Source organism: Bacillus cereus group sp. Bc031 (assembly GCF_027716265.1).
Taxonomy (GTDB): domain Bacteria; phylum Bacillota; class Bacilli; order Bacillales; family Bacillaceae_G; genus Bacillus_A; species Bacillus_A paranthracis.
This window is the reverse complement of sequence record NZ_JAQFUL010000017.1, coordinates 18674-42206: the sequence shown is the minus strand read 5'-3', so window position 1 is coordinate 42206 and position 23533 is coordinate 18674. Positions and strand designations below refer to the sequence as shown.

Here is a 23533-nt window from a genome sequence, read left to right as displayed (position 1 = left end):
ATTTTCATTTTCTTTCAGTAAAATTTATAGGCTATCTTTTTTATTTTATTTAATTACTAGCACCACTATATGCTACATGTCGTTTCTCAATTCGTTCCTCAATTTCTTTCATATTTTCTTTATTATTTAATAGTGATTGTTTATTTTCAATTAATAATTGTTTAAAAGATTTTCTCACTTTTTTTCTCATTTTCATTGTCCTCCTTGGGGGATGATTTATATAAAAGATAAAGAATTATCTGGTTGTTCTTATAATAATTGATTGTTGTGAATTCCATTTGAACTTCATATGAAAATTCCGTTTATTTTCTGACAACTTTGTGAACACTCAAAAAAGAGTCTCCTAAAACAATTTTATAGTCGTTTCATTCAATTACATAAATCGCCATTTGCATCATCTTATATCAATTTACCTTGTCGAAATATTTATATATTTTAAGCTGCATTCCATATACTTTCATCTACTAAAATTCTTTTTTTCAAAATAAAAAAGAAGGTGTCACCTAGTCTAAGTTCGACTTATGCAACATCCTTCTTTCCAAACTATTTACAGCATATTGATTAACATTTCAGGTCTTCCCCAATTCATTTCTTCACAAACGAATCGTAGTTTTTCTTCATCTATTGTGTGTAATCCTTCTTCTAGTGAACATGAAATTGGAACTTCACAATGAATTTGCGCTAATTGTAATGAAATATTTAAATTCTCTAAATCACTTTCGATCTTCGTACGTTGCGCTTTCGTTAATGATGCCACATTTTCTAGTACAGTTGCTACTGTACCATGTTCTTGAATAAGCTTATACGCTGTTTTTTCACCGATACCTTTTACACCTGGGTAATTATCGCTCGTATCTCCCATGAAAGCTTTCGCATGCACGATTTGCCACGGTTCTACACCTTTTTCTTCCATAATTTTCTCTGGTGTGTAATACTCGTAATTTCCAATTCCTTTGCGCAGAAGCATAACTGTAACGTTCTTATCAACAAGTTGAAGTAAATCCGTATCACCTGTTAAAATATAAACTTCCGCTTCATTGCAGTATTGTTTTGCTAGTGTACCGATACAATCATCCGCTTCATACCCTTTCATGCCGATAACTGGAACAGATAATTTTGCAGTCATTTCTTGCACTAGATCAAATTGCGGAATTAATTCTTCAGGTGGCGCTGCACGATTCGCTTTATAATTTGAGAACGACTCTGTTCTAAATGTTGTACTTCCCATATCCCAGCATGTTACGATGTGTGTCGGTTCAATTGCTTGCATTGCCGTTAATAAATGTTTCATATAACCATGAATCCCGTTTGTAGGGGTACCATCTTGTCGTTTCATAAACTGCCCGTAGACACTTGTTGCATAAAAAGCACGAAATAATAGTGCCATACCATCAACTAATAATACTTTTTTCATAATTCCTCTCCTACCAAAAAAAATAATAACCCCACGTCATCACGTAAGGTTATATAAATAGATTACCATTCTACGTTTTTCAACTTTGTCTATTATACATTGTTTTTGTATATTTAGCATCATTTACACATTAAGACGTTTTACTACAACAAGTATGAAGAATCCCTGTATACGTATTTTTCCCAGTTGAAACTACTACAGCTTTTGCATTTCCACTAACAATATACGTCCCTTTGAAACATACATTTTCAAGTTCAAGTGGATTATAGTCTTTCATTCTTTTCAAAGGAATAAATCGTTTGCGTTCAAGATGATAACAACTTTCAAATTTCTCAATACTTGCATCGTTTCCTGTTAGCACAGATTCATTTACTAATAGATCATTTGCATAAATGATACGTACATCTGCTGGTACTGTATCACCTTCTGAAAGGAAAATCATATCTCCTGGAACAAGCTCTTGTACTGGCAAATCCATCATTTTTAATTCACCGTTTAAACCTGTTACACTAGAACATTCTACTCGAGACACAGTAATCTTCTCACATTGTAATCCATCTCTCACATGTTGTTTTGAAAAACCTGGGATCATTCCACCTAGCTTCATCATCACTTCTGCAATACGAGCTCTTTTTGAAGTTAATTCATTTCGGCCGTATACTTGAATACGTTTTTGTGCCTCTTTCATAGATAATCCATCTCTTGTTGTTTTAAAATACGCAAATACAGATTTTACATCTCTCGTTGCGATTTCAATTAATAAATCTTTATTTTTTTGAAGCATCGTTTGTTCTTTCATTGATTTTTTGCTTAATTTATATGACGTGTTACCCACAGTTTTGTTTGCATATAACATATTATCGTCTCCTCCTTTACAACGTAGGAAGAAACGCTTTGTTTCTCAATTTATCCACTTTACGGTGAAAGTGTCTAGCGCCTAAACATACATATAAACGCTACATGATGATAAATATAGAGGGAGGAACAAGTCGTTTCCTGCCTACATCATATATTTTTGATTTGAAGTATATGGGTAACGGAACCGAGTCAGAATTTGACATGCTCCTCACCTCCTCGTTTTATTTTATAGTTTATACTATGAAATTACTCATAGCTTTGTAACAAAAAGACCCTTACTCCGAAAAGAGTAAAGGCCATGACATACACAAATAAACGATTCCTAATACAATTAGAAATCTACGGACCTCTCCCTCGCCGAGTTTTAGCACTGTATAGCATAGGTACATTACCAGCTACATTAAGAAAAACCTTAATTCGATCATTCCTGTTGACCCATTGGCGTCTCTCGACATTTTTGGGCAGTAGCATTTCTCTATACAGGAGCCTCACCTAACAGAGACTTATTTTTATTACATAGAAAATGTTACTCTTATTTAAAATAGATGTCAACACCTTGAATGGAATCTTTTCCTTATTACAACAACTCCCTCTCATATACATACTATTTCTCTTTCTACGTATCAAATGAATGAAGCACATATTTTAAAATTAGTAAAAATAAAAACCTTACGTTTAAACGTAAAGTTTTTAATAAGTTATACAACCAGCAATTACAATCCCAATTGAAAGCGATAAAAACATAAGAAAAAGACCGACCGCTTGATTATCTTCTTCAAGACTTTTATTTATATTAAAGCGTGGTGTAAGCCACTCAGCTAAATAAAAGACGATAATTTGAGCCAAAATCCCAACCGCTCCCCACGAAACCATATCAAGAAGTGAAATGGAATTAGCTGCTGTTGAATATAAAACAATAGCTAACCCCAGTAATCGCCCTCCAAGTACATAGCTTACTGCCTTATTCCCTTGGGCCATTAACTTAAATTCTTTTACTTTCGTTGTCACTTCCATCAGGAAAAGACCTATGCATAAAAGACCAAGTGTTACTGCTAAATATAATAAAAAATTAATCATATACTTCCTCCTTTTTTATACCTACTGGTAAATAGTACGATTCATTCCCCGTAATTTTTTCACCAGCACGAATACCGATACCACTTGCTTTTCCTGCAATTAAAAACGAACCAAACACATACGACAGTTTCTCCATCCCTTGCTCTGTTTCCAAAGATACGACTGGAAGTTCTGTATACTTTTGAAATATCGGCAGTGACGCTTTATACGTTTGGTGTGCATTTTGAATCATAATATTTTCGTCCTTATCACGAATGGTAATCGTGTCTCCCTCTCTACCAAATGAAGGTTTTTGAACGAAAGAACCTTTTCCTAAAAATAAATCTGGTTCTAAATATGTAGGTAACATATATTCTTTAATCCACTGTCGTTCCTCATTTGTATAAAAGACCTCTTCTTCTGCTAATCCCCAAATAAGACACTGAACTGATTTAGGCTGAAGTAAAAATGCTGACAAAGGATTTATAATAAACAGCTTTCCGGCTTTTACGAGTTGCAACAACTCCACACCTACCAAATCCCCTGTTTCAGGATCTTGATCCTCAATTAAATCTTCTATCGGATATGTTTGACGATATAAAACATCAATTTGCACTCCATCCCTATCCACTAAAGAATCTTTTGTAATTCTAAGTTCTGACATTGGCACGACTTTATTTTCAACACGGCATAACTGACTTAAATACATAGTCGTATTCCAATCCTCAATATGCTCATGATGCGCTGTAAAAACAACATTTGGGTTGTCTATTCCCTTTGTCGCTTCCATTACAGCTTTTGTAACACCAGAGGATAGCAATCGCTCTTGGCCTAAGTTTGGATCATCATAACCTAGCTTTTTACAAACTTCCCCATTCATTTGAAAGCATTCCATAATAAAGGTAGGTGTATCACTATTAAACTCAAGCATTTTCATTTGGTTATCGCCTGTTAAAACGAAATCAAATCGTGAAATAACAGATTCAGGATATAATCCTTTCATTCTAATGAACGATAAGCTTGCGGGGGGAAATCCAAGTTCAAGAAGCTGTTCGTCACTTAAATTACGCAAAAGTCTAGCAGTCTTAAAAAATATTTTCCCCATTCGTTCAGTTGCAACTTGTAATTGTTTCATAGTCTCATTTGTTATAGGAAAAACATGAAACAAACTATACTCACATTCATATAAATCCGACCAGAAATCCTGATATTTTGAATAAAACTCTTTTCGATCCCTTATGTATTGCGACATATGTTAGCCCCCAAATCCTCCCTTTGAACCGCTTCCAATTCCACCTTTAAATTCCGCAGACGATTGATACGATTTAAATGCCGATGAATTTTTAAAAGTGGATTTATTTTGATAGTATGTTCCGCCATAGAAATAATGTCCACGATAACCTGAACTACTATCATCACACTGCCATACCCCAAGTTCATCATCCCAATCCCAATCTGAACAACTTTTATCATTCGGTTTTGGGGGTAAATCTTGTGCGCAGCCAAATAAGGTGCCAGTCATTAAAGACGTTACGACACCACCTACTAGCCATTTCGTTTTTGTCACCTTCGCACTCCCCTTTATAAAATATATTTCTATTATATAAGAAGCCATGATAAAGTAGAAGAAAAAGGAAGAAGAGTGATGAAATGCGCTTAGAATATCGACTTAATGATGAAACAAAAGGGTATCCTGCTTTATGGAATTACACAAATATTTCTAATTCTGAAATTATCGCACGCATGACTTGTGAATATTTTATAAAAGATAAAAATACATATGTTGTTACTGCAACTTCAGTAGATCCAGATGGAACAGTAGTTATATATATTCAACAAGAAACTTTTTCTAACGACCCTTCAGATCCTACTTACTTCCACATCGGTTTTGAAATTAGAGAGTTAAAGGATACGAGTTCCAACTTGATTGAAAGTAAAGATGTATGGAACTATGAAGAAATTTTACCATCTCTTCATTCAGATATTATATATATTCAACAGGACGGCATGCATATGGAGTTTACTTTAGATTCAAGAGAGATTGATGAAGACAGAAAGTGCTACATTTATTATGGAAACTTCACAGGTGAATCGAGATAACATGGATATATGTATACAACAAAAAAACCTTACGTATAAAACGTAAGGTTTTTATATAGCCCCACATATGCCGTTATCTCTAGATGTCCATAAACCTGCTCTCACAGGTGGATGCTCTCACAAATGTTTGTAACTTCCTTCTTAAAAAGATGGCATGTTAGCTACATTTAAATATTGAACTTCCATATTAAACTTATTGGTTTAAGACATGCATAAGCTACGTACACCGTAGGAATTTTATATAATGTTAGTTGAAATAAGACCCCCGCAAGTGCCGCTCCTCGTAAATGTCCAAAAACCCGCTACTCGCAGGTGGATGCCCTCACAGTTACCGTACATCTTCCTCCACAAGGAAGGCTTGATGATGGTCACTAAATATTGAGCTTCCGTATAACTAACATCGGTTTTAGACATAAATAAGTTACGTACACCGCAGGATGTATTATTTACTTGTCGTTATATTATCACATTGTTTCCAATGTGTAAAATACAAAGTTTTTCGAGCAATCTCTTGCTTGTGACCTTATTTTAATACAAATTATTTTTGCATGCAAGTGATTAATCTTCTTCTTTTGCAATTTGATTTTCTGGATAAGAAATCCAATCACTCCAGCTACCTGTATACAATTTAACATTTTGGAATCCAGCTAATTTCAATGCAACGATATTTGGACATGCTGTAACACCAGAACCACAATATACAATTGTTTCCTTATCTTTCGAAAGATTTTGGAATCGTTCTTGTTGCTGAGCTTCATTCTTAAATTGTCCTGATTGCAGCATTCCATCCTTCCAAAAATAATTTACTGCTGTTGGAATGTGTCCTGCTTTCGGATCAACAAGTTCCTCTACACCAGCATAACGTTTTGGCTCTCTAGAATCAATTAACGTAACATCTGCACCTGCATAGATATTCTCTCTCACCGTTTCCATCGTTACAAGCATATGATTTTGTACATTTGCTTTGAATGCTTTTCGTTTAGCAACACAAATTTCTGTTGTTACTGGTAGTCCATTCTCTTTCCATGCTGGAAATCCACCATCTAATATATATACTTTCTCATGTCCTACATAGTTTAATAACCACCAAAGACGAGAAGCATTTGCACCCGCTTCACTGTCATATGCAATCACTGTCGTATGTTCATCAATACCAGCTCGCGACAGCTTGTCTGCAAACTCCTCAATATTTGGTAACGGGTGGCGACCACCATGTTCTGTTATAGGACTTGATAAATCTACATTCAAATCAAAATATAATGCATGAGGAATATGTTCCTCCTCATACTTTTCTCTACCCCAATTAGGATTCGCTAAATCAAAACGACAATCGATTATACGGACGTTCTCATCTTCTATATGCTCACGTAACCATTCGACTGTAACTAACATCTTTAACGACCTTCTATCTCTTTCAAACGACTTACATACTCCATAACCATTTCTTTTGTAACATATTTACGCTCTAGTGTAACACCATTTTTTGCAAGAGCATTAATTTGCTTCGTTACAACATTAATGACATCAACCGAAAATTCTTTCCCATTTGACGCAAGAGATACGGCTGCTTCAATAGCTGCTTCACGCTGCGCATCTAATTGTAAACATGCTTTTACACTTTCATTTTGTTTACGAGAATGTGCTGTAATTGCTTTATGTACTTCCATCTTCTCTTCCCCCTAAATAAGTTATACGTTCTGATTTAATTCCATTGCAAGCCGAAACATATCACGGCATACAATCCCATTTTCAATAATCTCTTCTTCATAATGCTTCGAAAAGTAATCAAAATCAATAGAAAAAATACGAAATCCACATTTTTGATAGAAAGCAAGTTGTGAAACACTAGAATTGCCTGTACCAACTTCAAGTTTTGACATACCATATCCTTTAGCAGTTTCTATAGCATGACTTATTAGCTTCTTTCCAATCCCTTTTCCTTGCAAATGCTCTACAACCGCAATATTCATAATTTCCATCGTCTTCGGCCTTGTTTCCAAAATTACATATACACCGATTACATTATCCTCTTGCTTAGCTACGTATGTTAATCCTCTTTGTACATATGCACCAATTTGCTGTTCACTTGGATCAGCAAGTAGTAATAAAGACTTCGGTATAGCTTCTTTTGAAATACGTTCTATTACAACAGTCATAAAAAATTCCCCCTTCTCTATTGTTCTAAACCCTCCTTGTCTACCATAAGTAATAGAAAGGAGGGATTCACCATGGACAACAATGAGAAAAAATGCAACGTCATCTCTATTGATGGAAAGAAGAAGAAGAGCGACACGTATTCCTATCCAAAATTAGTAGTAGAAAATAAAACATATGAATTTTCTTCGTTCGTCTTATGCGGTGAAACACCAGACGGCAGACGACTCGTTCTTACTCATATGATTTCTACCGATGAATTTGCTGGATTTGTCAAATCTTTAGATACGGTACTACAAAAGAAAATCGAACGAATCTTTTTCTCATAACGACTACATCACATACATTTCTTTTTCAATCTCTACTAATTGCTTTTGCAATTGTTCTTTACTTTGTTCATATAGTGATACATCAATCGTTTCAGCCAATGCAAATAATACACTTTCATAATAATTCATCACATCTTGCTGCATCACTTTTTGGAATAAGTTCCATTTCAAATCCCACTCTTGCTTATAATGATGAACAAATAAATCTTTTTCATCAGCTACATAGTTTGATACGAGAGGTTCTAATACAGATTTAGCGTCTTCTTGCATAAAGGCTTTGTCATTCTTTTCAAAAAAGCTTTTCTCGTTTTTAAAGTGTGCCAATGCTTTTTTGAAATCTTTTATTTCAACTGAAGGAAACGGTTCTTTATGTGTAATATCTTTATATTCATATTCCACTGTTCCATTCATAGAAATTGATTCATTTTCTACTTTACAGTTCACCACAATTTCATTCTTTGCACGCTTCATCGCTTCATCTATCCATCTTTCAAGGCGTAATGATGTCGCACGCATTTCTTGTAATAAATCATGCTGAATAAATGCTACTAATTCCATAACACACTGCTGCAACTGCACTTTCACATTTCCATCCGTTCGAAGCGATGCTGGATTAATAAATTCAGTAAACACATCGTTATAACGTAGGAATAGACGTTGTTGCACGTAATAAAGCAATTCTTTCACTTCATTTTGCATCGCCTGTTCTTCAGCAAGCACACTATATGATGAAATAATATGAAGTAGTTGATCACGCTCTGCTTCATATTTTTTCGTTTGCTTCTCTTTCTCTTCATTCCCCTGCTTTGCACCATTTATCATATTTACTAACAGCTGATCTGCCCCTTGCAATGCACCATATAAAGCATGAACAGATACGAGCATTAAATCTCTCATCATAAAGGATGTAAATGATTCCTCGAACTTAGCAATCCCAGAGTTTTGTAAAATACCGTACTTCTCTTTCTCAATATTTTTTCCTTGTTTCTCTTCAAGCGCACATAAACTTGAAATTGCAAATAAACGTGGATTTCTAATACCGTATTGTAGTAGCTGGTCTGCGATATAACCTTTTACCATTTCAAGTTCTTCTTCAGACTCTGCTAAATCGGCCGCATTAATTAAGAAGAACATTTTATCAAGAGCAAAAGTATCCTTTACACGACCGAGCTGAATTAAAAATTCACGGTCAGCACGAGAGAACACGTGATTATAATACGTGACAAACAAAATAGCATCTGCGTTTTTAATATACTGGAACGCAACGTCTGTATGGCGGGCGTTAATAGAATCCGCTCCAGGTGTATCTACAAGCGCTACTCCTTGCCTTGTTAATGCACAATCATAATAAAGCTCCATGTACTCAACAAAACAAGATATTTCTTCATTCGCTACATAATCAGAAAACTCTTCTAATGTAACTTGTACTTTCTCGCCTAAATGTGCAGAAACTGTATCATACCCTTTTTGTACTGCTCGTAAAAAGCTAAATGTTGTTTTTTGCTTCCCAGTTGGTGAAGGGTATTTCATAACTTTATCAATCTGTGCTAACGCTTCATCTAACGTAGTAATCTCATAATGAAACAGCTTATAAACAGCTTTCATATCTTCTAATAAGGCTTGCTTTGATTTAAATTGAACCATTACTGTTCCGTGTGGTTTTTCCTCTGTAACTGGCAAAATTTGATTAATCGTTGCCGTCGTCGGATTTGGTGACACTGGAAGTACTTTCTCACCAAGCAATGCATTGGCAAATGATGATTTCCCAGCACTAAAAGCTCCAAATAATGCTACTGTAAATTGTTTCGTTTCCACACGGCGCCTTTTTTCTATTACCTCTTGCTGTACATGTTTTAGCGCTGGCAATGGCTCTAATATCGTTTCAGCTTTCTTCACTTTCTCTAATATACGCTGAATATTTAAAGCTGCCGTTCCTTTTATCTCTTCCTCACGAGCCGTTACGTTATCATTTACAATTTCCTGCTCTTGTAGTGTGAATTTCTCACTAACAATTTGTTTTTTACTTTGCAATATCTCTTCTATTTGCAATCCTTCTGGTGTAGCAACACGATCATGCCAAACATTTTGTAAATAGCCTTCATATGCCTCCAAATTGTTACTGTATTGCAATTTCGTTTCTTTCGCCGTTTGCAACATCGTATATGTTTCAATCTCTTCTTCAATACGATCAACTGCTTCTTTTACCTTTTGCTTTAAAACGACTGCACTTTTATCAAAAATTTGCTGTGCTTTTGTAAAATAACGTTTCTTTAATTCATTCGCTACATCCGCTGTATAAAGAAGTAAGTAATCACCTGTGAAACCTGCACCTTGTTTAATTACTTCTGCTAACATTTCTGGTCCAAAAGCAATTTCTAAATCATATATGTCTTTCCCAATCTCTTCTGTAAACAACCCTTCTTCTTTTAAGAAGGCAACAATAAATTCTTTCACATGAAAATCAAGTTGCGTTTCGACAGTCTTTTGCAAAGCAGCATAAAAAGCATCTAAACGTCTCTGTTTTTCTTGCTCAGTCTTTCCTTTCGCAAATAGCAAACCAACTTTAAATTTTGTTAATTTTGTTTCTAAGTACGCATTTGCCAATTCTCTCATTTCAAATGGCATTAAATACGCGTTATCTAATATAGCTTGTAAGCCTTTTATAAATTCATTTCTCATTTGAGACTCTTTATTAGCCTCGCGATGTTTCATTTCCGTTAGCTCTTCTTTCTTTTCAACTATTTCTGAAATGGAAAGCGGTGATGCTAACTCTTCCTCATATTTCAAAAGAGCTTTTTCATTTTCAGAAAGAATAAACGAGAAATGTTCCCCCATTAAATATTCTGTTTCTCGCACCATTCCATCTCTTACATACTGCTCTTTTTCTTTCATAATAGAAGTAATTAACGTTTCTAGCTTTTCAATTTCATTATGTGGATGGTTCATCATTCGTAATGATGTATAATAAACTCCATCTACTTCAATATCCCAGTTAGAGAATGATTGTTTTACACTATCGCTATAATCTGCAAACGATAATTCATTTTCTTTATGTTTATCTATTTGATTTACAACGAGATAAACCGTTTTATTACGTTGTTTCAATTCTTTAACAAATTGTAAATTCACTTCCGATTGGACGTGATTATAATCCATCATATAAAAAATTACGTCTGCTAGATGCAGCGTTGATTCTGTCGCTAGTTGATGGGCATCATCTGTTGAATCAATCCCTGGTGTATCAACTAACATAACACCTTCAGGAATTGGTGCATCATTCCGATAAATATGAACACCAATTACCTCATCGCCATCTTTACAAATTTGTTTTAATTCTTCTGCTGAATATGCACCGTCATATTCGTACTGCTCTCCAGATTTAATCGTTACAACAACACGATCAAATCCCTTTTCAATTTTAACGACGTTAGCGCTTGTCGGAATTGGACTTGTCGGTAACAACTGCGCTTTATATAGATGATTCATCATCGTTGATTTCCCTGCTGAGAAGTGACCGCAGAATGCTATCATAAGCTGCTCTCGTTTATATTTTTGAATTACTTCAAACAACTTTAAACTATTCTCTGCATCGCCGTGTTTTTGCCACTCTTCATAAAAACAAACAAGCTTTTTCATACCGTTTGTCTGTACTATGTTTGTCATCCCCTTGTTCCCCTTTATCCAAGATGTATATGCTATTTGCAAGCTAATAACCAATGAGAAATGCACCTACTCATTGATTACCTTTTCACTTTACTATCATACTAAATTTTCAGCATATTCTCATTAAAAATAAAAAATCCCTTTCATTCTTTTTACAAATGAAAGGGATTTTATGTAATATCACTCATTTTGCTGTTCCTACTCCATTTAAAACATACTTTGCAATAACTGCATATACAGCGACTGTACCTGCTACTAATGCATATACCATACTCATGCACCAACCTTTTTTGATAATGATTATCACTTTTGAATACATTTTATCATTAAAGAGAATCATTATCAACACTTTTTCATAAAGAAAGCCCCTTATAAGAAGGAGCTTCACTGCCTGTTTTGAAGAAGATTAAAACTTGTTGTGCACTCTTATTATATCTCATCTTACATAACTTAATAGTTAAAAAAAATGGAAATCCACCCTATACCCTCCATCTTACATTTTGTATAATAAAAGGGAATTACTTAACAAGGAGGAAAATAATGACACAAAATATTTCGCAAGGCGAGAGGATACACTCTATCGATATTATTAGAGGAATAGCTGTATTAGGTATTTTTCTTGTGAACTGGCCTGTTATTGCTGGAGTTGACTCACGTGATATTACAGGAATTTACGAAGGGATAGACAGCTACATTCGCCTATTTTACGATATGTTTATTCAAACGAAATTTTATACCATTTTTTCGTTTTTATTCGGATTAGGTTTTTATATTTTTATGAATCGTGCTGAGGCAAAAACAGATCGTCCAAAAACTTTATTTGTTCGTCGCTTACTTATTTTATTATTATTTGGTTTCTTGCATTACGTTCTTTTATGGGACGGAGACATTTTACATACTTATGCAATTACCGGGTTTTTCTTATTTTTATTTTACAAAAGAAAGCCACGTACTATTTTAATATGGTCAATTGTACTATTAAGTTTCATGCAATTGTTCACATTATTAGGTTCTCTTGTCATGTTAATCGTGCCAGTAGAGGAGTTAGGCCTTTCCACAGCAATTATGCCGTTAGAAAACTGGGGCTTACAAATCACAGACCGATTCTATTCTTTCTACTCTGAAGCAATAAGTAACAGTCTTATTATGCTTCCTGAAACACTAGGATTGTTTTTACTCGGATTATATGCCGGTAAAAAAGATATTTTCCGCCGAGCGAAAGAATTAGATCCAAAACTAAAGAAATGGCAAATTATTATGTTTGTTTTAACATTACCGATGTGGTTTATTATGGTTTACTTCTTTATGAACAATCAACCATACACACCATTTTCACTTATGGGTATTACGATGATAAGCGGAAAGACATTATTCATATTCTACATTTTCACGCTCATGCGTTTATTACAAAAAGAAAAATGGCAAAAGATATTACGTCCGTTCCAGTACGTTGGTCGAATGGCATTAACAAATTATATCTCGCATACAATTGTTACGTTGCTTGTATTCGGAATATTGTTCAAAAATGATTATCTTGCTCCATTATGGGTAGGACCACTATTTTGCATCGGTTTCTACACGCTGCAAATCTTTATTAGCCGCTGGTGGCTGTCACGTTACCAATACGGGCCACTTGAGTATATATGGCGCCTTGGTACGTACGGAAAGATGATGCCACTTAAAAAGAAAAGCAAGGTCTCGTAAACAACACAAAAATAAAAGGTTCAAATCGCATGCGATTTGAACCTTTTATCAATTTTACGCTTCTCTTACCGCACTTTGCATAGACACCGGCTCTTCTTTTACTTTCACTTTACGCTGTGGCACCATATTAAATACGATATTTAACAATACTGCTGACGCACTTCCAAGTACAATTCCGTTATCCGTTAAAATACGAATGCTTTCTGGAAGTTGTGAGAATAATGTTGGAACGACAGTAACCCCTAGTCCAATCCCAACAGAACATGCAACGATTAATAAGTTTTCTTGTCTTCCAAAATCAACGCTACTTAACATTTTAATACCATATGCCATTACCATACCGAACATCGCTAACATCGCACCGCCAAGTACTGATTTCGGAATGATTGTTGTAATAGCTGCGATTTTTGGAATGAATCCAAGAACGATTAACATACCACCACACGTGTAAATAATCACGCGATTTCTTACTCCAGTTAATTGAACAAGCCCTACGTTTTGTGAGTATGTTGTATACGGAAAGGCGTTGAAAATACCACCTAACACCATCGCTAATCCTTCTGCACGATACCCTTTTGTTAATTCTTTTTCACCAATCTTTTTATTGCAAATATCAGATAATGCAAAATAAACACCTGTCGCTTCTACAATCCCTACGCAAGCAACGAGAATCATCGTAATAATTGGCGTTAATTCAAACGTTGGTGTACCGAAATAAAATGGCTGGATACCATGGAACCAATCCGCTTCTCCAACCGCTTGCAAGCTTACTTTCCCCATAAATGCTGCAACGATTGTACCGAACAATAGACCTAGTAAAATAGAGATTGAACGAATAAATCCGTCGAAGAAACGATACATAATGATAATAAATAGTAACACACCAAATGCTAATGCTAAATTTTCAAGACTACCGAAATCCTTACTTCCTACTCCTCCAGCCATATCATTAATTGCTGCTGGAACAAGTGTAACTCCAATTACGGTAACGACAGATCCTGTTACAACAGGTGGAAACAGCTTTACAAGCTTTCCAAATAATTTCGCAAAAATAACAACGAATAACCCCGCAGCAATAATTGCTCCATAAATAGAGGATACGCCGTATTGTTTTCCGATTGCAATCATCGGCCCAACGGCTGTAAATGTACAACCCAGTACAACTGGGAGTCCAATACCGAAAAAGCGATTTGATAACGCTTGTAAAATTGTCGCAACGCCGCACATTAATAAATCAATTGAGACTAAATATGTTAACTCTTTTTGATTTAAACCAAGTCCGCCGCCCACTATAAGCGGAACGATAATTGCGCCAGCATACATAGCAAGCATATGCTGCATACCAAGCGATACGATTTTAATTGGATGTTGCTTCATCGTTTATTTCACCTCCGCAGTTTCTTGCTGTACAAATGTAACTGCGTTATTATCAAGTGATGCAATTTCTGCTAGTGATTCAACACGAACGCCTTGTTCACGAAGCTTCTTTCCTCCATCTTGAAATGCTTTTTCAATAACAATACCAAGTCCAGCAATACTTGCTCCAGCTTGCTCTACTAGGCTCATTAAACCTAAAGCAGCCTGACCGTTTGCTAAAAAGTCATCAATAATTAAAACGCGATCACTTTCATCAATATGATTTCGAGATAACGAAATTTCATTCGTTTCTTGTTTTGTAAATGAATATACGTTTGCAACATACATATTATCTTGTAACGTTAACGATTTACGCTTTCTAGCAAAGATTACTTTTACACCAAGCTCTAATGCAGCCATAACTGCTGGTGCAATACCTGAAGATTCAATCGTCACGATTTTTGTAATGTTCTCTTCTTTAAAACGTTTAGCAAATTCTTTTCCGATTTCTTGCATAAGTACTGGATCAATTTGATGATTTAAAAATGCATCTACCTTTAATACATCACCAGATAAAACCTTTCCTTCGTTCAAAATCTTTTCTTGTAATACTTTCATGTTTGTTCCCCCTCTTATGCAATAAAAAAACTCCAAAAGCCGCCACCACTCGTTACAAGTGAGAGACGCGCTTTTGGAGTTTCGCAAAAAAGAATGCTAAACAAGCAAATATATTCGTCCTCACTCATAGTCAAAGTATTTACGGTACTTCGGTAGAAACTTGCAGGCCATATCCCCGCGATTATATGAGTGTAGCTAACTATTTATTTTATAGAAGGATTATAACGCACTTTTTATACTTTGAAAAGCTTTTATTCATAAAACACGTACAAATTTTATAAAAACATCATTTTCGTTCGAGTTTTGTAAACTCTTTCATTCCCAATTATAACTTCGTTAAAATGATTGGTCCATCTTCTGTAATCGCAATTGTATGCTCATATTGAGCTGATAATTTCCCGTCCATCGTTCTCGCGGTCCATCCATTTAAATCTACTTTCGAATATCGCATACCTACATTGACAATTGGCTCAATTGTAATTACCATTCCTTCTTGTAACTCAGGCCCTTGTCCTTGCTTCCCAAAATGAAAAATTGCTGGTTCTTCATGAATTTCTTTACCGATTCCATGTCCCGTAAAGTCTCTTGCGACAGAAAAACCTTCAGCAGCTACATAACTTTCAATCGCATAACCAATATCTCCTACATGATTACCGATTATCGCCTGCTCAATGCCTTTATACAAAGCATTCTCAGCTACTAGTAATAACTTTTCTGCTTCATCAGAAATTTTTCCAATTCTATACGTCCAAGCAGAATCTGAAAGACCACCATTTAAGTTTACTACCATGTCAATTGTTACAATATCACCTTCAGTTAAAGGAACATCGGTCGGAAACGCATGACACATTTCATCATTTACAGATGCACATATCGCATATGGATATCCGTTGTACCCTTTCTGCTCAGACGTTGCACCATGTTTTTCTAAATACGCTTCCACAAACGTATTAATTTCTTTTGTTGTAATACCTGGTTTCATTATCTTCGCAATTTCTCTATGACATGAAGCAAGTAACTTTCCAGATTCATGCATTAAATCTATTTCATTTTTCGTTTTAATTGTAATCATGCTTATCTCTACCTTCCTTGCTAGACCTACTATTTGCTACTACATTTCAATGATACACATACTCTTTCAACACTTTCAATTAATATTACATCTAGCATTTTTAGTTGATGTTTACTTATAAACAAAGTATATTGTTCTATACTATTAAAAGGAGGATTGTTAAAGATGATGCACGCAGGAAGACTACGTCAGCAAACTTTGAACACTAAGTAACTTAATATGTTCAAAGGCTCTGTTTTCATAAAGCAGAGTAAACGGGATTAGTCTGCACATTTTTAATAATCTTCAACGGAAGAGTACACTTTCCACATGGAGAAAGGCAGATATACATCTGTCTTTTTTTTCGTATATTTTTCATACAAAGAGAGACGTTTATTCCTTATATCCTCGTTTACTCTTAACCACAGACAGAAGCCCGTCTGTGGTTTTTTTTATGATTACATTTCTTTAATCATATTGATGTATTTAGGATGATTAGTAACAGAAAACGTATAAAAGCATTAAAATCAAAATAAACAATTGGAGGAAATAAAAATGAATACATTTAAAGTGAAACAATTAGCAAATAAAAAAGGACTAAATATCTTAGAAGATTCAATAGAAATCAATGAATCTGGCGTTGACTTTCAAGTAGCACACGTTACAGAACAAAACGGAGATAAATGGATACTAAGAATTCCTCGTAGACCAGAATCCATGAGACATGCCTTACGAGAAAAAGAAGCGTTAGAAATTATGAAAAAACATGCAGCATTCCAAGTTCCTGATTGGTCTATATTTTCTGAAGAACTAATTGCTTATAAACAACTAAATGGCTTTCCTGCTGCTACTATCGATATAGAACAACAAAGATATGTATGGAACTTTAATGAAAAGAATGTACCAACCGAATATTATATTTCATTAGGAAAAGTTCTAGCGAATGTACATTCATTACCTCAGCAAAAATTTAATAATATAGGTGTTGAAATTCTTACGGCTAATGAATTAAGAACTTCTATGCAACAAAGGATGAATCGAGTGAAGGAACAATACCATATTAATCAAAACTTATGGGATCGTTGGCAAGCATGGCTAGCTGAAGATTCTTTTTGGCCATCTCACGTGGGAGTAAAGCATGGGGATATACATCCAGGTCATATTCTAATTGATAAAAAAAATAATGTAACTGGTTTAATCGATTGGACAGAAGTAGGGATAGGTGATGTATCTATAGATTTCACATCGCATTATCTACTCTTTGGGAAAGATGGATTAACAAAGTTAATTCACTCTTATGACAACGCTGGTGGTAAAACTTGGTCAAGAATGGAAGAACATATTATCGAACTTCTAACAACAAGTAGCATCACTGTTGCTGAATACGCTCAAGTATCAGGTTTGAAAGACATGCATGAAGCAGCTATACACATGCTAGCAACTGAAAGTTAATACAGTTGCTAAAAAAACATTAAACTAAAAAACAGAAGAACTCTCTTCTGTTTTTTAGTTATCTTTACATATATAATTCATTTTCAAAAATTCAAAATAACTACCATTCGTCTTCTGTATAAACGTCCCAACTGCTTCAAACCCTGCCCTTTTATACACTTTAATCGCTCTTTTATTAAATGTAGCTACTGATAGTGTTATATACTTGCATCCATATTTTTCTTTACTAAAAGCTAGTATAGCATTTATGAACTGTAAACCAAATCCATTCCCAGTTATATTAGGTCTCATTCCAAGACCTATATCAACCGTTCCATCATTTATTTTACAAACAGTAAAATAACCAATGAGAGTGCCATTTTCCTTCACAGAAAATGTATGATTCCCTCTACTCTTATCTTGTAAAAATCCGGCTAAATCTTCTTCATCTGCCTCTATATCGTAAAAGGAATATTTCCCTTCATAATGTCAGTTGTATGCAATTTCTTCTGCTTCTTCTTGCGTCATTACTGTATAAGTATACTCCATTTTTCTATCCCCTTAAAAAAAAGAGCTGCAAGTAAGCAGCCCTTTTTTATAACTCGTAAATCTCTCTATACTTCGCTTCTAAATAATCTGCTAAGTAATTTGCATTCAATCCTTCACCTGTTACATCTGCTAAAATTTCAAGTGGCTTTTTCGTTTTACCGTATTGGTGAATGTTTTCTGTTAACCATTCACGAATTGGTGTTACGTTTCCTTCTTCTAATAATGCATCAAAGTTCGGAATGTCTTTTACCATTCTTTGCTTAAATTGCGCTGCATACATATAGCCAAGCGCATAAGATGGGAAGTATCCAAATGAACCACCAGCCCAGTGAACATCTTGTAATACGCCTTGTGCATCGTTAGCCGGACGAATTCCTAAATATGCTTCCATCTTATCATTCCAAGCCGCTGGTAAATCCTTCACTTGTAATGTGCCATCAAATAACTCTTTCTCAAGTTCATAACGAACCATAACGTGAAGCGGGTATGTAAGCTCATCTGCTTCTATGCGAATAAACGACGGCTTTGATTCATTAATCGCATCATAAAACTCATCTACTGATATATCATTGAATTGACCATCGCTATACTCTTTTAATAAATCATAATTTTTCTTCCAGAATGATTTATTACGACCGATAAAGTTCTCAAAGAATAATGATTGTGACTCATGAATACCCATAGATGTTCCACTACATAGCGGTGTACCTTCAAATTTCTCTGCAATATTTTGTTCATATACAGCATGACCACATTCATGAATTGTGCCAAACACAGCCATACGGAAATCTTTTTCGTCATAGCGTGTCGTAATACGAACATCCCCCCTATTTAATGTGATTTCGAATGGATGTACCGTTTCATCAAGACGACCTGCTTCAAAGTCATAATTTAATTGCTTTAATAGCTCTAATGTAAAGTTTTTTTGTTTTTCTTTTGAAAAATGTTCTGATAAAGCACTTGTCTTTAATCTCTTTTGCGAATCCGATATTTCTTTTACGAGCGGTACGATACGCTCACGAAGTTGACCAAATACGTGGTCTAACACTTCTACCGTAATGCCCGGCTCATACATATCTAATAATGTATTATATTTATATGTTTCATAACTCCAATATGTAATAAATTTCTTTTTAAATTCAACGATTTGTTCTAAATACGGACGGAACATTTCGAAATCAGATTTTTCGCGAGCTTCTTCCCACACACTTTCTGCTTTCGCTTCTAATTTCACATACGCTTCATATTCCGCTTGTGGAATTTTCTTATTTCTATCATATTCTTTACGGCACTCTTCCACCATTTTCTTCGTCGTTTCAGAAAGCTTGTCTTCACGTATTAAATCTTCAAGCTCTGTTAAATAATTTCCCATTTCATCTGAAGTCGACATAGCAAACACTTCTGATGAAAGCATGCCAATTACTTCTGAACGCTGGTCTACACCTTTTTTAGGCGCCCCTGTTCTTAAGTCCCAAAACATTAAGCTTAATGCTTCTCCGTAATTTTGTATCTTCTTCACATATGTTAAAAATTGTTTTTCTACTTCATATGTAGCTACTGTCATTATATAAAAACCTCCTTTTTCTACCTCAAACTTAATTCGACATGAAAATCTAAATTCCTTTTATAATAGAAAAAAAGCTTGGCAAGCGCCAAGCTTTCTCCTTATAATTCTTTACCTTCTACTGGTAGTACGTTTTTCACTGCTTCTACCACTTTCTCATCTTCTGTATCAGATAAGAAGATTGATATAGCACCTTTATCTTCGCTCGTACGAATTAAACGGCCAATCCCTTGACGAAGACGTAAAATCATATATGGTACATCTACATCCCAGAATGGATCATTTACGTGCTTACGCTTCGCTTCAAACACAGGATCGTTTGGAGGGAATGGTAATGACCAAATAATAACATGTGATAATGATGAACCAGGAATATCTAAACCTTCCCATAAATGAACGGCACAAAGTACAGTCTCTTCTTCATTTTGGAAACGAGAAACAAGCTGACTAATTTCTTGGTCCCCTTCATATAGGAACGGAACTGACATTTGTTCTTTACTTACATATTCTTTAAACGCTGCAAGTTCTTGCGTTGTACGGAATAATACAAGTGTACGTCCATTTGTTTTTTGTATATTTTCAAGTGTATATTGACACTTTCTTTCCCATTCATTTTCTTTCGTATGAGATAGTAAGTTTACTGCCATTTGCTCTTCGTAATCAAACGGGGAGGCAACTGAGAATGATAAGTAATCTTTTACCCCTAAGCTATTTGCTGTAAATGCGAATGAATCGTTGTTAGATAATGTAGCAGAAGAGAAAATATACGGGATTTTCTTCGAGAATACTTTCTCTTGTAATACTTCTTCAACTGCACGCGGCATAATTACTAACGTGAAAGCTCCATCACCTTCTTCACCCCATGTAATTACATTTTTCTCGTGCATAAACAGACGAAGTGAATGCTCTAATACATCTAAATGTTCATCAACGATATTTAAATCATACGTGTTTACTGTATGCATTTCACTTTCAAATACTAATGCATCACCGACTTCACCAATTTTCGCATAAAGTCGCTTCGCTTCAGCTGTTACTTTTTCTGTCACAGTAATTTCTAAACGATCAGAACCAGCAATTTCTTTTTTATTCTCTTGTAACACATCAAAGAATCGCTCTGTTTGCCAAATTGTTTCTTCTACTAAATGCGCAAACTCCTCGCGAATATCATTTTGTAATAATCTCGTTAAAAGTTGCTCCATCATCGTTTGCTTTAAACGATATGTTAAAGCTTTTTGAGCTGCATATTCTACAAGATGTCCTTCATCAAATACAACACAACTACTTTCTGGTAATAACGGAATTTGTCCTTCACGCTTACGAGCATCATACGTCCAAATATGATCCATATAGAAATCTTGAGAGCAAATAATTAAATCTGCTGCTTTACGATAATGTTCACGTGATAGAGTTTGCCCACAACGATGACGAGAATCACAAGTGAAGCAATCTTGGAAATAATCCCAATTTACTTTTGACCATTCCTCGTCATTTAAAAGCGGAAATTCTTTTCGATCACCATAGTGAGTAAAGTTTTGCATCGTACCATGGTCAAATACAAACTGCGGTAATTCGTAGTATACATCTTCAATTACTTCTGGAGCTCGTCCACTCATAACATCTTCAAGTTTACGTAAACATAAATAATTATCCATTGATTTCGCAAGTCTTACATCTACCGATAAGCCTAATGCCTCAGATAATTTAGCAATGTCCCCTTCTTCTTTCACAAGCTGCTCAATTAACGTTTCATCTGCACAAGCGATAATCGCTGGCTTTCCAGTATAACGTGCATAACAAATTGCATATAGAAGATATACAATTGTTTTCCCGGTTCCTACACCAGCTTCTGCGAACATAACTTTCTTTTCTTGAAAAGCACGCTCTAATTGAAACGCCATAAAAATTTGTTCATCACGCTCTTCAAAGCCTTTTTCCGGAAGGATGTCGTAAAACACATCTCCAATCCACTCATTCAACTTATCATAAAAATTGTCTTGTTTCCCTACTTCAAATGGTAATCTCTTCTCAGTAAACATCCTTAGCCTCCAACCAAAAAGTTTTTCTATAAAAGATATAGCAACTGCTACTCATATATGTGCAGCCACTTTCCCCTGTTGTAAAACATAGAAATACACGAAAAAAAATTTTCCTTTCGAAAAAGGAAAATTTTCTTCTATATTAATGACTTTAAATACCGTTTATCAATCGCTGTTTCATGTGAAAGAGCTGACAAATATTCTTCTTGTGCTTTTTGTATTTCATCTACAATCGCACCTTGGCTATCCACTTCTTTTCCGAGCTCATCATACGTACGGTGAATAGCTTTTTGAATCATTGATAATTGGAAACTATCCATATCAGTTCCTCCTTTACGCATTACATAATAGCCAGTATATGCGCGCTGGAGGAGTTTTATACTATGAATTACGAGGTGGACGTTTTCCGAAGTATTGGTAGTAATCTGTACGGATAAATCCGTTAAACAGTTTACGTTTCTTCGATGCATCTTTTCCGTAGCACTTCTCAAACGCTTCGTAACTTGTTAATACATACGCCGACCATGTGTCTAATGGACGGAATACTTGTCCCATTTCTTTATACAGTTGTTCAACAAGTGCTTTTTCACTTAAACGTTCTCCGTATGGAGGATTCGTTACAACATAGCCATAATCCTCTTTTGTTGTGAAATCTTTTACTTGCATTTGTTTAAATGTAATTAAATCGCCTAAACCTACTTCTTCTGCATTATCTTGAGCAACTCGAATCATACGATGATCGATATCTGATCCAATGATTTGCAATGGTTGATCATAGTTCGCTAAATCTTCAGCTTCTTGACGAGCTTCACGCCAGTTTTGTTTACCAACCCAGCCCCATTCATCCGATGCAAAACCACGGTTAAATCCTGGTGCAATATTTTGCCCAATTAATGCTGCTTCAATCGGAATTGTACCTGATCCGCAGAAAGGATCCACGAATGGACGATCTGGCTTCCAGTTTGTTAATTTAATTAAAGACGCAGCTAATGTTTCTTTTAAAGGAGCTTCCCCTTGATCCACACGATATCCACGTTTATGAAGTCCAACACCGCTCGCATCGATTGTTAATGTTGCGATATCTTTTAACATTGCAATCTCAATACGGAATAACGGGCCATCTTCTTCAAACCAAGTTGTACGTTTATATGTTGTTTTTAATTTTTCAACGACAGCCTTTTTAACGATACGTTGGCAATCCGAAACACTGAATAACTCAGATTTTAAAGATTTACCGATAACAGGGAACTCACCGTTTTCTGGAATATAATCTCCCCAGTTTAATGCTTTCGTTTTCTCAAACAGCTCATCAAATGTTGTCGCTTTAAATTCGCCAACTTTAATTTTCACACGGTCCGCAGTACGTAACCATAAATTCGTGCGACAAATCGCCTTTTCATCTGCTTCAAATGTTACTTTGCTGTTTTCTACTTGGCATTCATAACCTAGATCACGAACTTCTCGGGCAACTAAAGCTTCAATACCCATTGCCGCTGTTGCGATTAAAGTAACTTTTCCCATTTGCATTCACCTCTTATGTATATTCAAACAATAATTAATAGCCATTTATCCTATTAATTATTACATTTTACGAAGAATTTTCTCATTAACCATTTTAACTCATCATTTATAACTTCATACAAATAA

The 23533-nt window shown here is 35.1% G+C and carries 21 protein-coding genes, 2 other RNA genes, 1 pseudogene and 2 riboswitches; of the genes and pseudogenes, 4 read left to right on the top strand and 20 right to left on the bottom strand.

Annotated elements, in window-relative coordinates:
* Positions 1–49: 49 nt before the first annotated feature.
* The 6 genes from PDQ33_RS09465 to PDQ33_RS09440 form a co-directional block, all read right to left on the bottom strand.
* A complete protein-coding gene (locus PDQ33_RS09465; protein WP_001228048.1) occupies positions 50–190 on the bottom strand; it encodes an FbpB family small basic protein in 141 nt (46 codons plus the stop codon).
* Positions 191–547: 357 nt separating this feature from the next.
* On the bottom strand, positions 548–1414 hold the full coding sequence (locus PDQ33_RS09460; RefSeq protein ID WP_000757054.1) for a 5'-3' exonuclease: 867 nt from the start codon (positions 1412–1414) through the stop codon (positions 548–550).
* 130 nt (positions 1415–1544) lie between these two features.
* Complete coding sequence (locus tag PDQ33_RS09455; protein WP_000964968.1) at positions 1545–2270, bottom strand: P-type ATPase; 726 nt, start codon at positions 2268–2270, stop codon at positions 1545–1547.
* A gap of 343 nt (positions 2271–2613) precedes the next feature.
* A riboswitch (M-box (ykoK) riboswitch) is annotated at positions 2614–2779 on the bottom strand.
* A 183-nt stretch (positions 2780–2962) separates the two neighbouring features.
* The gene (locus tag PDQ33_RS09450; RefSeq protein ID WP_000606860.1) at positions 2963–3349 is read right to left on the bottom strand and encodes a DUF350 domain-containing protein; all 387 of its coding nucleotides are present in this window, start codon (positions 3347–3349) and stop codon (positions 2963–2965) included.
* Positions 3342–4580 carry a glutathionylspermidine synthase family protein gene (locus PDQ33_RS09445; protein ID WP_270755403.1) on the bottom strand — a complete coding sequence of 413 codons (1239 nt, stop codon included), beginning with the start codon at positions 4578–4580 and terminating at the stop codon, positions 3342–3344. Before PDQ33_RS09445 ends, PDQ33_RS09450 begins: the two co-directional genes overlap by 8 nt.
* Positions 4581–4583: 3 nt before the next feature.
* A complete protein-coding gene (locus PDQ33_RS09440; protein WP_000169022.1) occupies positions 4584–4895 on the bottom strand; it encodes a hypothetical protein in 312 nt (103 codons plus the stop codon).
* A gap of 83 nt (positions 4896–4978) precedes the next feature.
* Between PDQ33_RS09440 and PDQ33_RS09435 the strand changes: the two genes are divergently transcribed.
* The gene (locus PDQ33_RS09435; RefSeq protein ID WP_001235530.1) at positions 4979–5428 is read left to right on the top strand and encodes a hypothetical protein; all 450 of its coding nucleotides are present in this window, start codon (positions 4979–4981) and stop codon (positions 5426–5428) included.
* 54 nt (positions 5429–5482) lie between these two features.
* Here the strand turns inward: PDQ33_RS09435 and ssrS (PDQ33_RS09430) are convergent.
* The 5 genes from ssrS (PDQ33_RS09430) to PDQ33_RS09410 form a co-directional block, all read right to left on the bottom strand.
* Positions 5483–5666: non-coding RNA, 6S RNA (gene ssrS / locus PDQ33_RS09430), on the bottom strand.
* Between the two features lie 21 nt (positions 5667–5687).
* A non-coding RNA gene (ssrS, locus tag PDQ33_RS09425) (6S RNA) lies at positions 5688–5870 on the bottom strand.
* 116 nt (positions 5871–5986) lie between these two features.
* Positions 5987–6820 (bottom strand): sulfurtransferase, encoded by an 834-nt coding sequence (locus tag PDQ33_RS09420; RefSeq protein WP_270755405.1) that lies wholly within the window; start codon positions 6818–6820, stop codon positions 5987–5989.
* 2 nt (positions 6821–6822) lie between these two features.
* Positions 6823–7095, bottom strand: coding sequence for a YpbS family protein (locus PDQ33_RS09415; protein WP_270755408.1), 273 nt, complete (start codon positions 7093–7095; stop codon positions 6823–6825).
* Positions 7096–7116: 21 nt separating this feature from the next.
* Positions 7117–7584 (bottom strand): GNAT family N-acetyltransferase, encoded by a 468-nt coding sequence (locus PDQ33_RS09410; RefSeq protein WP_000219273.1) that lies wholly within the window; start codon positions 7582–7584, stop codon positions 7117–7119.
* Between the two features lie 72 nt (positions 7585–7656).
* On the opposite strand from PDQ33_RS09410, the gene PDQ33_RS09405 reads away from it, so the two are divergent.
* On the top strand, positions 7657–7911 hold the full coding sequence (locus tag PDQ33_RS09405) for a DUF3931 domain-containing protein (RefSeq protein ID WP_000369740.1): 255 nt from the start codon (positions 7657–7659) through the stop codon (positions 7909–7911).
* 3 nt (positions 7912–7914) lie between these two features.
* Here PDQ33_RS09405 and PDQ33_RS09400 read toward each other — a convergent pair whose 3' ends face one another.
* Positions 7915–11574 (bottom strand): dynamin family protein, encoded by a 3660-nt coding sequence (locus tag PDQ33_RS09400; protein WP_270755413.1) that lies wholly within the window; start codon positions 11572–11574, stop codon positions 7915–7917.
* A 540-nt stretch (positions 11575–12114) separates the two neighbouring features.
* On the opposite strand from PDQ33_RS09400, the gene PDQ33_RS09395 reads away from it, so the two are divergent.
* On the top strand, positions 12115–13278 hold the full coding sequence (locus tag PDQ33_RS09395; RefSeq protein WP_250669731.1) for a DUF418 domain-containing protein: 1164 nt from the start codon (positions 12115–12117) through the stop codon (positions 13276–13278).
* Between the two features lie 54 nt (positions 13279–13332).
* Here the strand turns inward: PDQ33_RS09395 and pbuX are convergent, their stop codons facing one another.
* The 3 genes from pbuX to PDQ33_RS09380 form a co-directional block, all read right to left on the bottom strand.
* On the bottom strand, positions 13333–14655 hold the full coding sequence (gene pbuX / locus PDQ33_RS09390) for a xanthine permease PbuX (RefSeq protein WP_270755417.1): 1323 nt from the start codon (positions 14653–14655) through the stop codon (positions 13333–13335).
* A 3-nt stretch (positions 14656–14658) separates the two neighbouring features.
* Positions 14659–15252 (bottom strand): xanthine phosphoribosyltransferase, encoded by a 594-nt coding sequence (locus PDQ33_RS09385; protein ID WP_000866490.1) that lies wholly within the window; start codon positions 15250–15252, stop codon positions 14659–14661.
* A 107-nt stretch (positions 15253–15359) separates the two neighbouring features.
* Positions 15360–15461, bottom strand: a riboswitch (purine riboswitch).
* 116 nt (positions 15462–15577) lie between these two features.
* Positions 15578–16324 carry a type I methionyl aminopeptidase gene (locus PDQ33_RS09380; protein ID WP_214328951.1) on the bottom strand — a complete coding sequence of 249 codons (747 nt, stop codon included), beginning with the start codon at positions 16322–16324 and terminating at the stop codon, positions 15578–15580.
* Between the two features lie 534 nt (positions 16325–16858).
* Between PDQ33_RS09380 and mphL the strand changes: the two genes are divergently transcribed.
* Complete coding sequence (mphL, locus tag PDQ33_RS09375) at positions 16859–17755, top strand: macrolide 2'-phosphotransferase MphL (RefSeq protein WP_046197281.1); 897 nt, start codon at positions 16859–16861, stop codon at positions 17753–17755.
* Between the two features lie 54 nt (positions 17756–17809).
* On the opposite strand, the pseudogene PDQ33_RS09370 reads toward mphL, so the two are convergent.
* The 5 genes and pseudogenes from PDQ33_RS09370 to PDQ33_RS09350 form a co-directional block, all read right to left on the bottom strand.
* Positions 17810–18283 (bottom strand): annotated as a pseudogene (locus PDQ33_RS09370) (GNAT family N-acetyltransferase).
* 46 nt (positions 18284–18329) lie between these two features.
* Positions 18330–19847: a carboxypeptidase gene (gene ypwA, locus PDQ33_RS09365; RefSeq protein ID WP_250669730.1), complete on the bottom strand. Its 1518-nt coding sequence runs from the start codon at positions 19845–19847 to the stop codon at positions 18330–18332.
* Positions 19848–19948: 101 nt separating this feature from the next.
* Positions 19949–21886: an ATP-dependent DNA helicase gene (locus tag PDQ33_RS09360; RefSeq protein WP_000493701.1), complete on the bottom strand. Its 1938-nt coding sequence runs from the start codon at positions 21884–21886 to the stop codon at positions 19949–19951.
* Positions 21887–22023: 137 nt separating this feature from the next.
* Positions 22024–22206 carry a DUF3921 domain-containing protein gene (locus PDQ33_RS09355; RefSeq protein WP_000376895.1) on the bottom strand — a complete coding sequence of 61 codons (183 nt, stop codon included), beginning with the start codon at positions 22204–22206 and terminating at the stop codon, positions 22024–22026.
* A gap of 61 nt (positions 22207–22267) precedes the next feature.
* Positions 22268–23407: a THUMP domain-containing class I SAM-dependent RNA methyltransferase gene (locus PDQ33_RS09350; RefSeq protein WP_000521234.1), complete on the bottom strand. Its 1140-nt coding sequence runs from the start codon at positions 23405–23407 to the stop codon at positions 22268–22270.
* Positions 23408–23533: the final 126 nt, after the last annotated feature.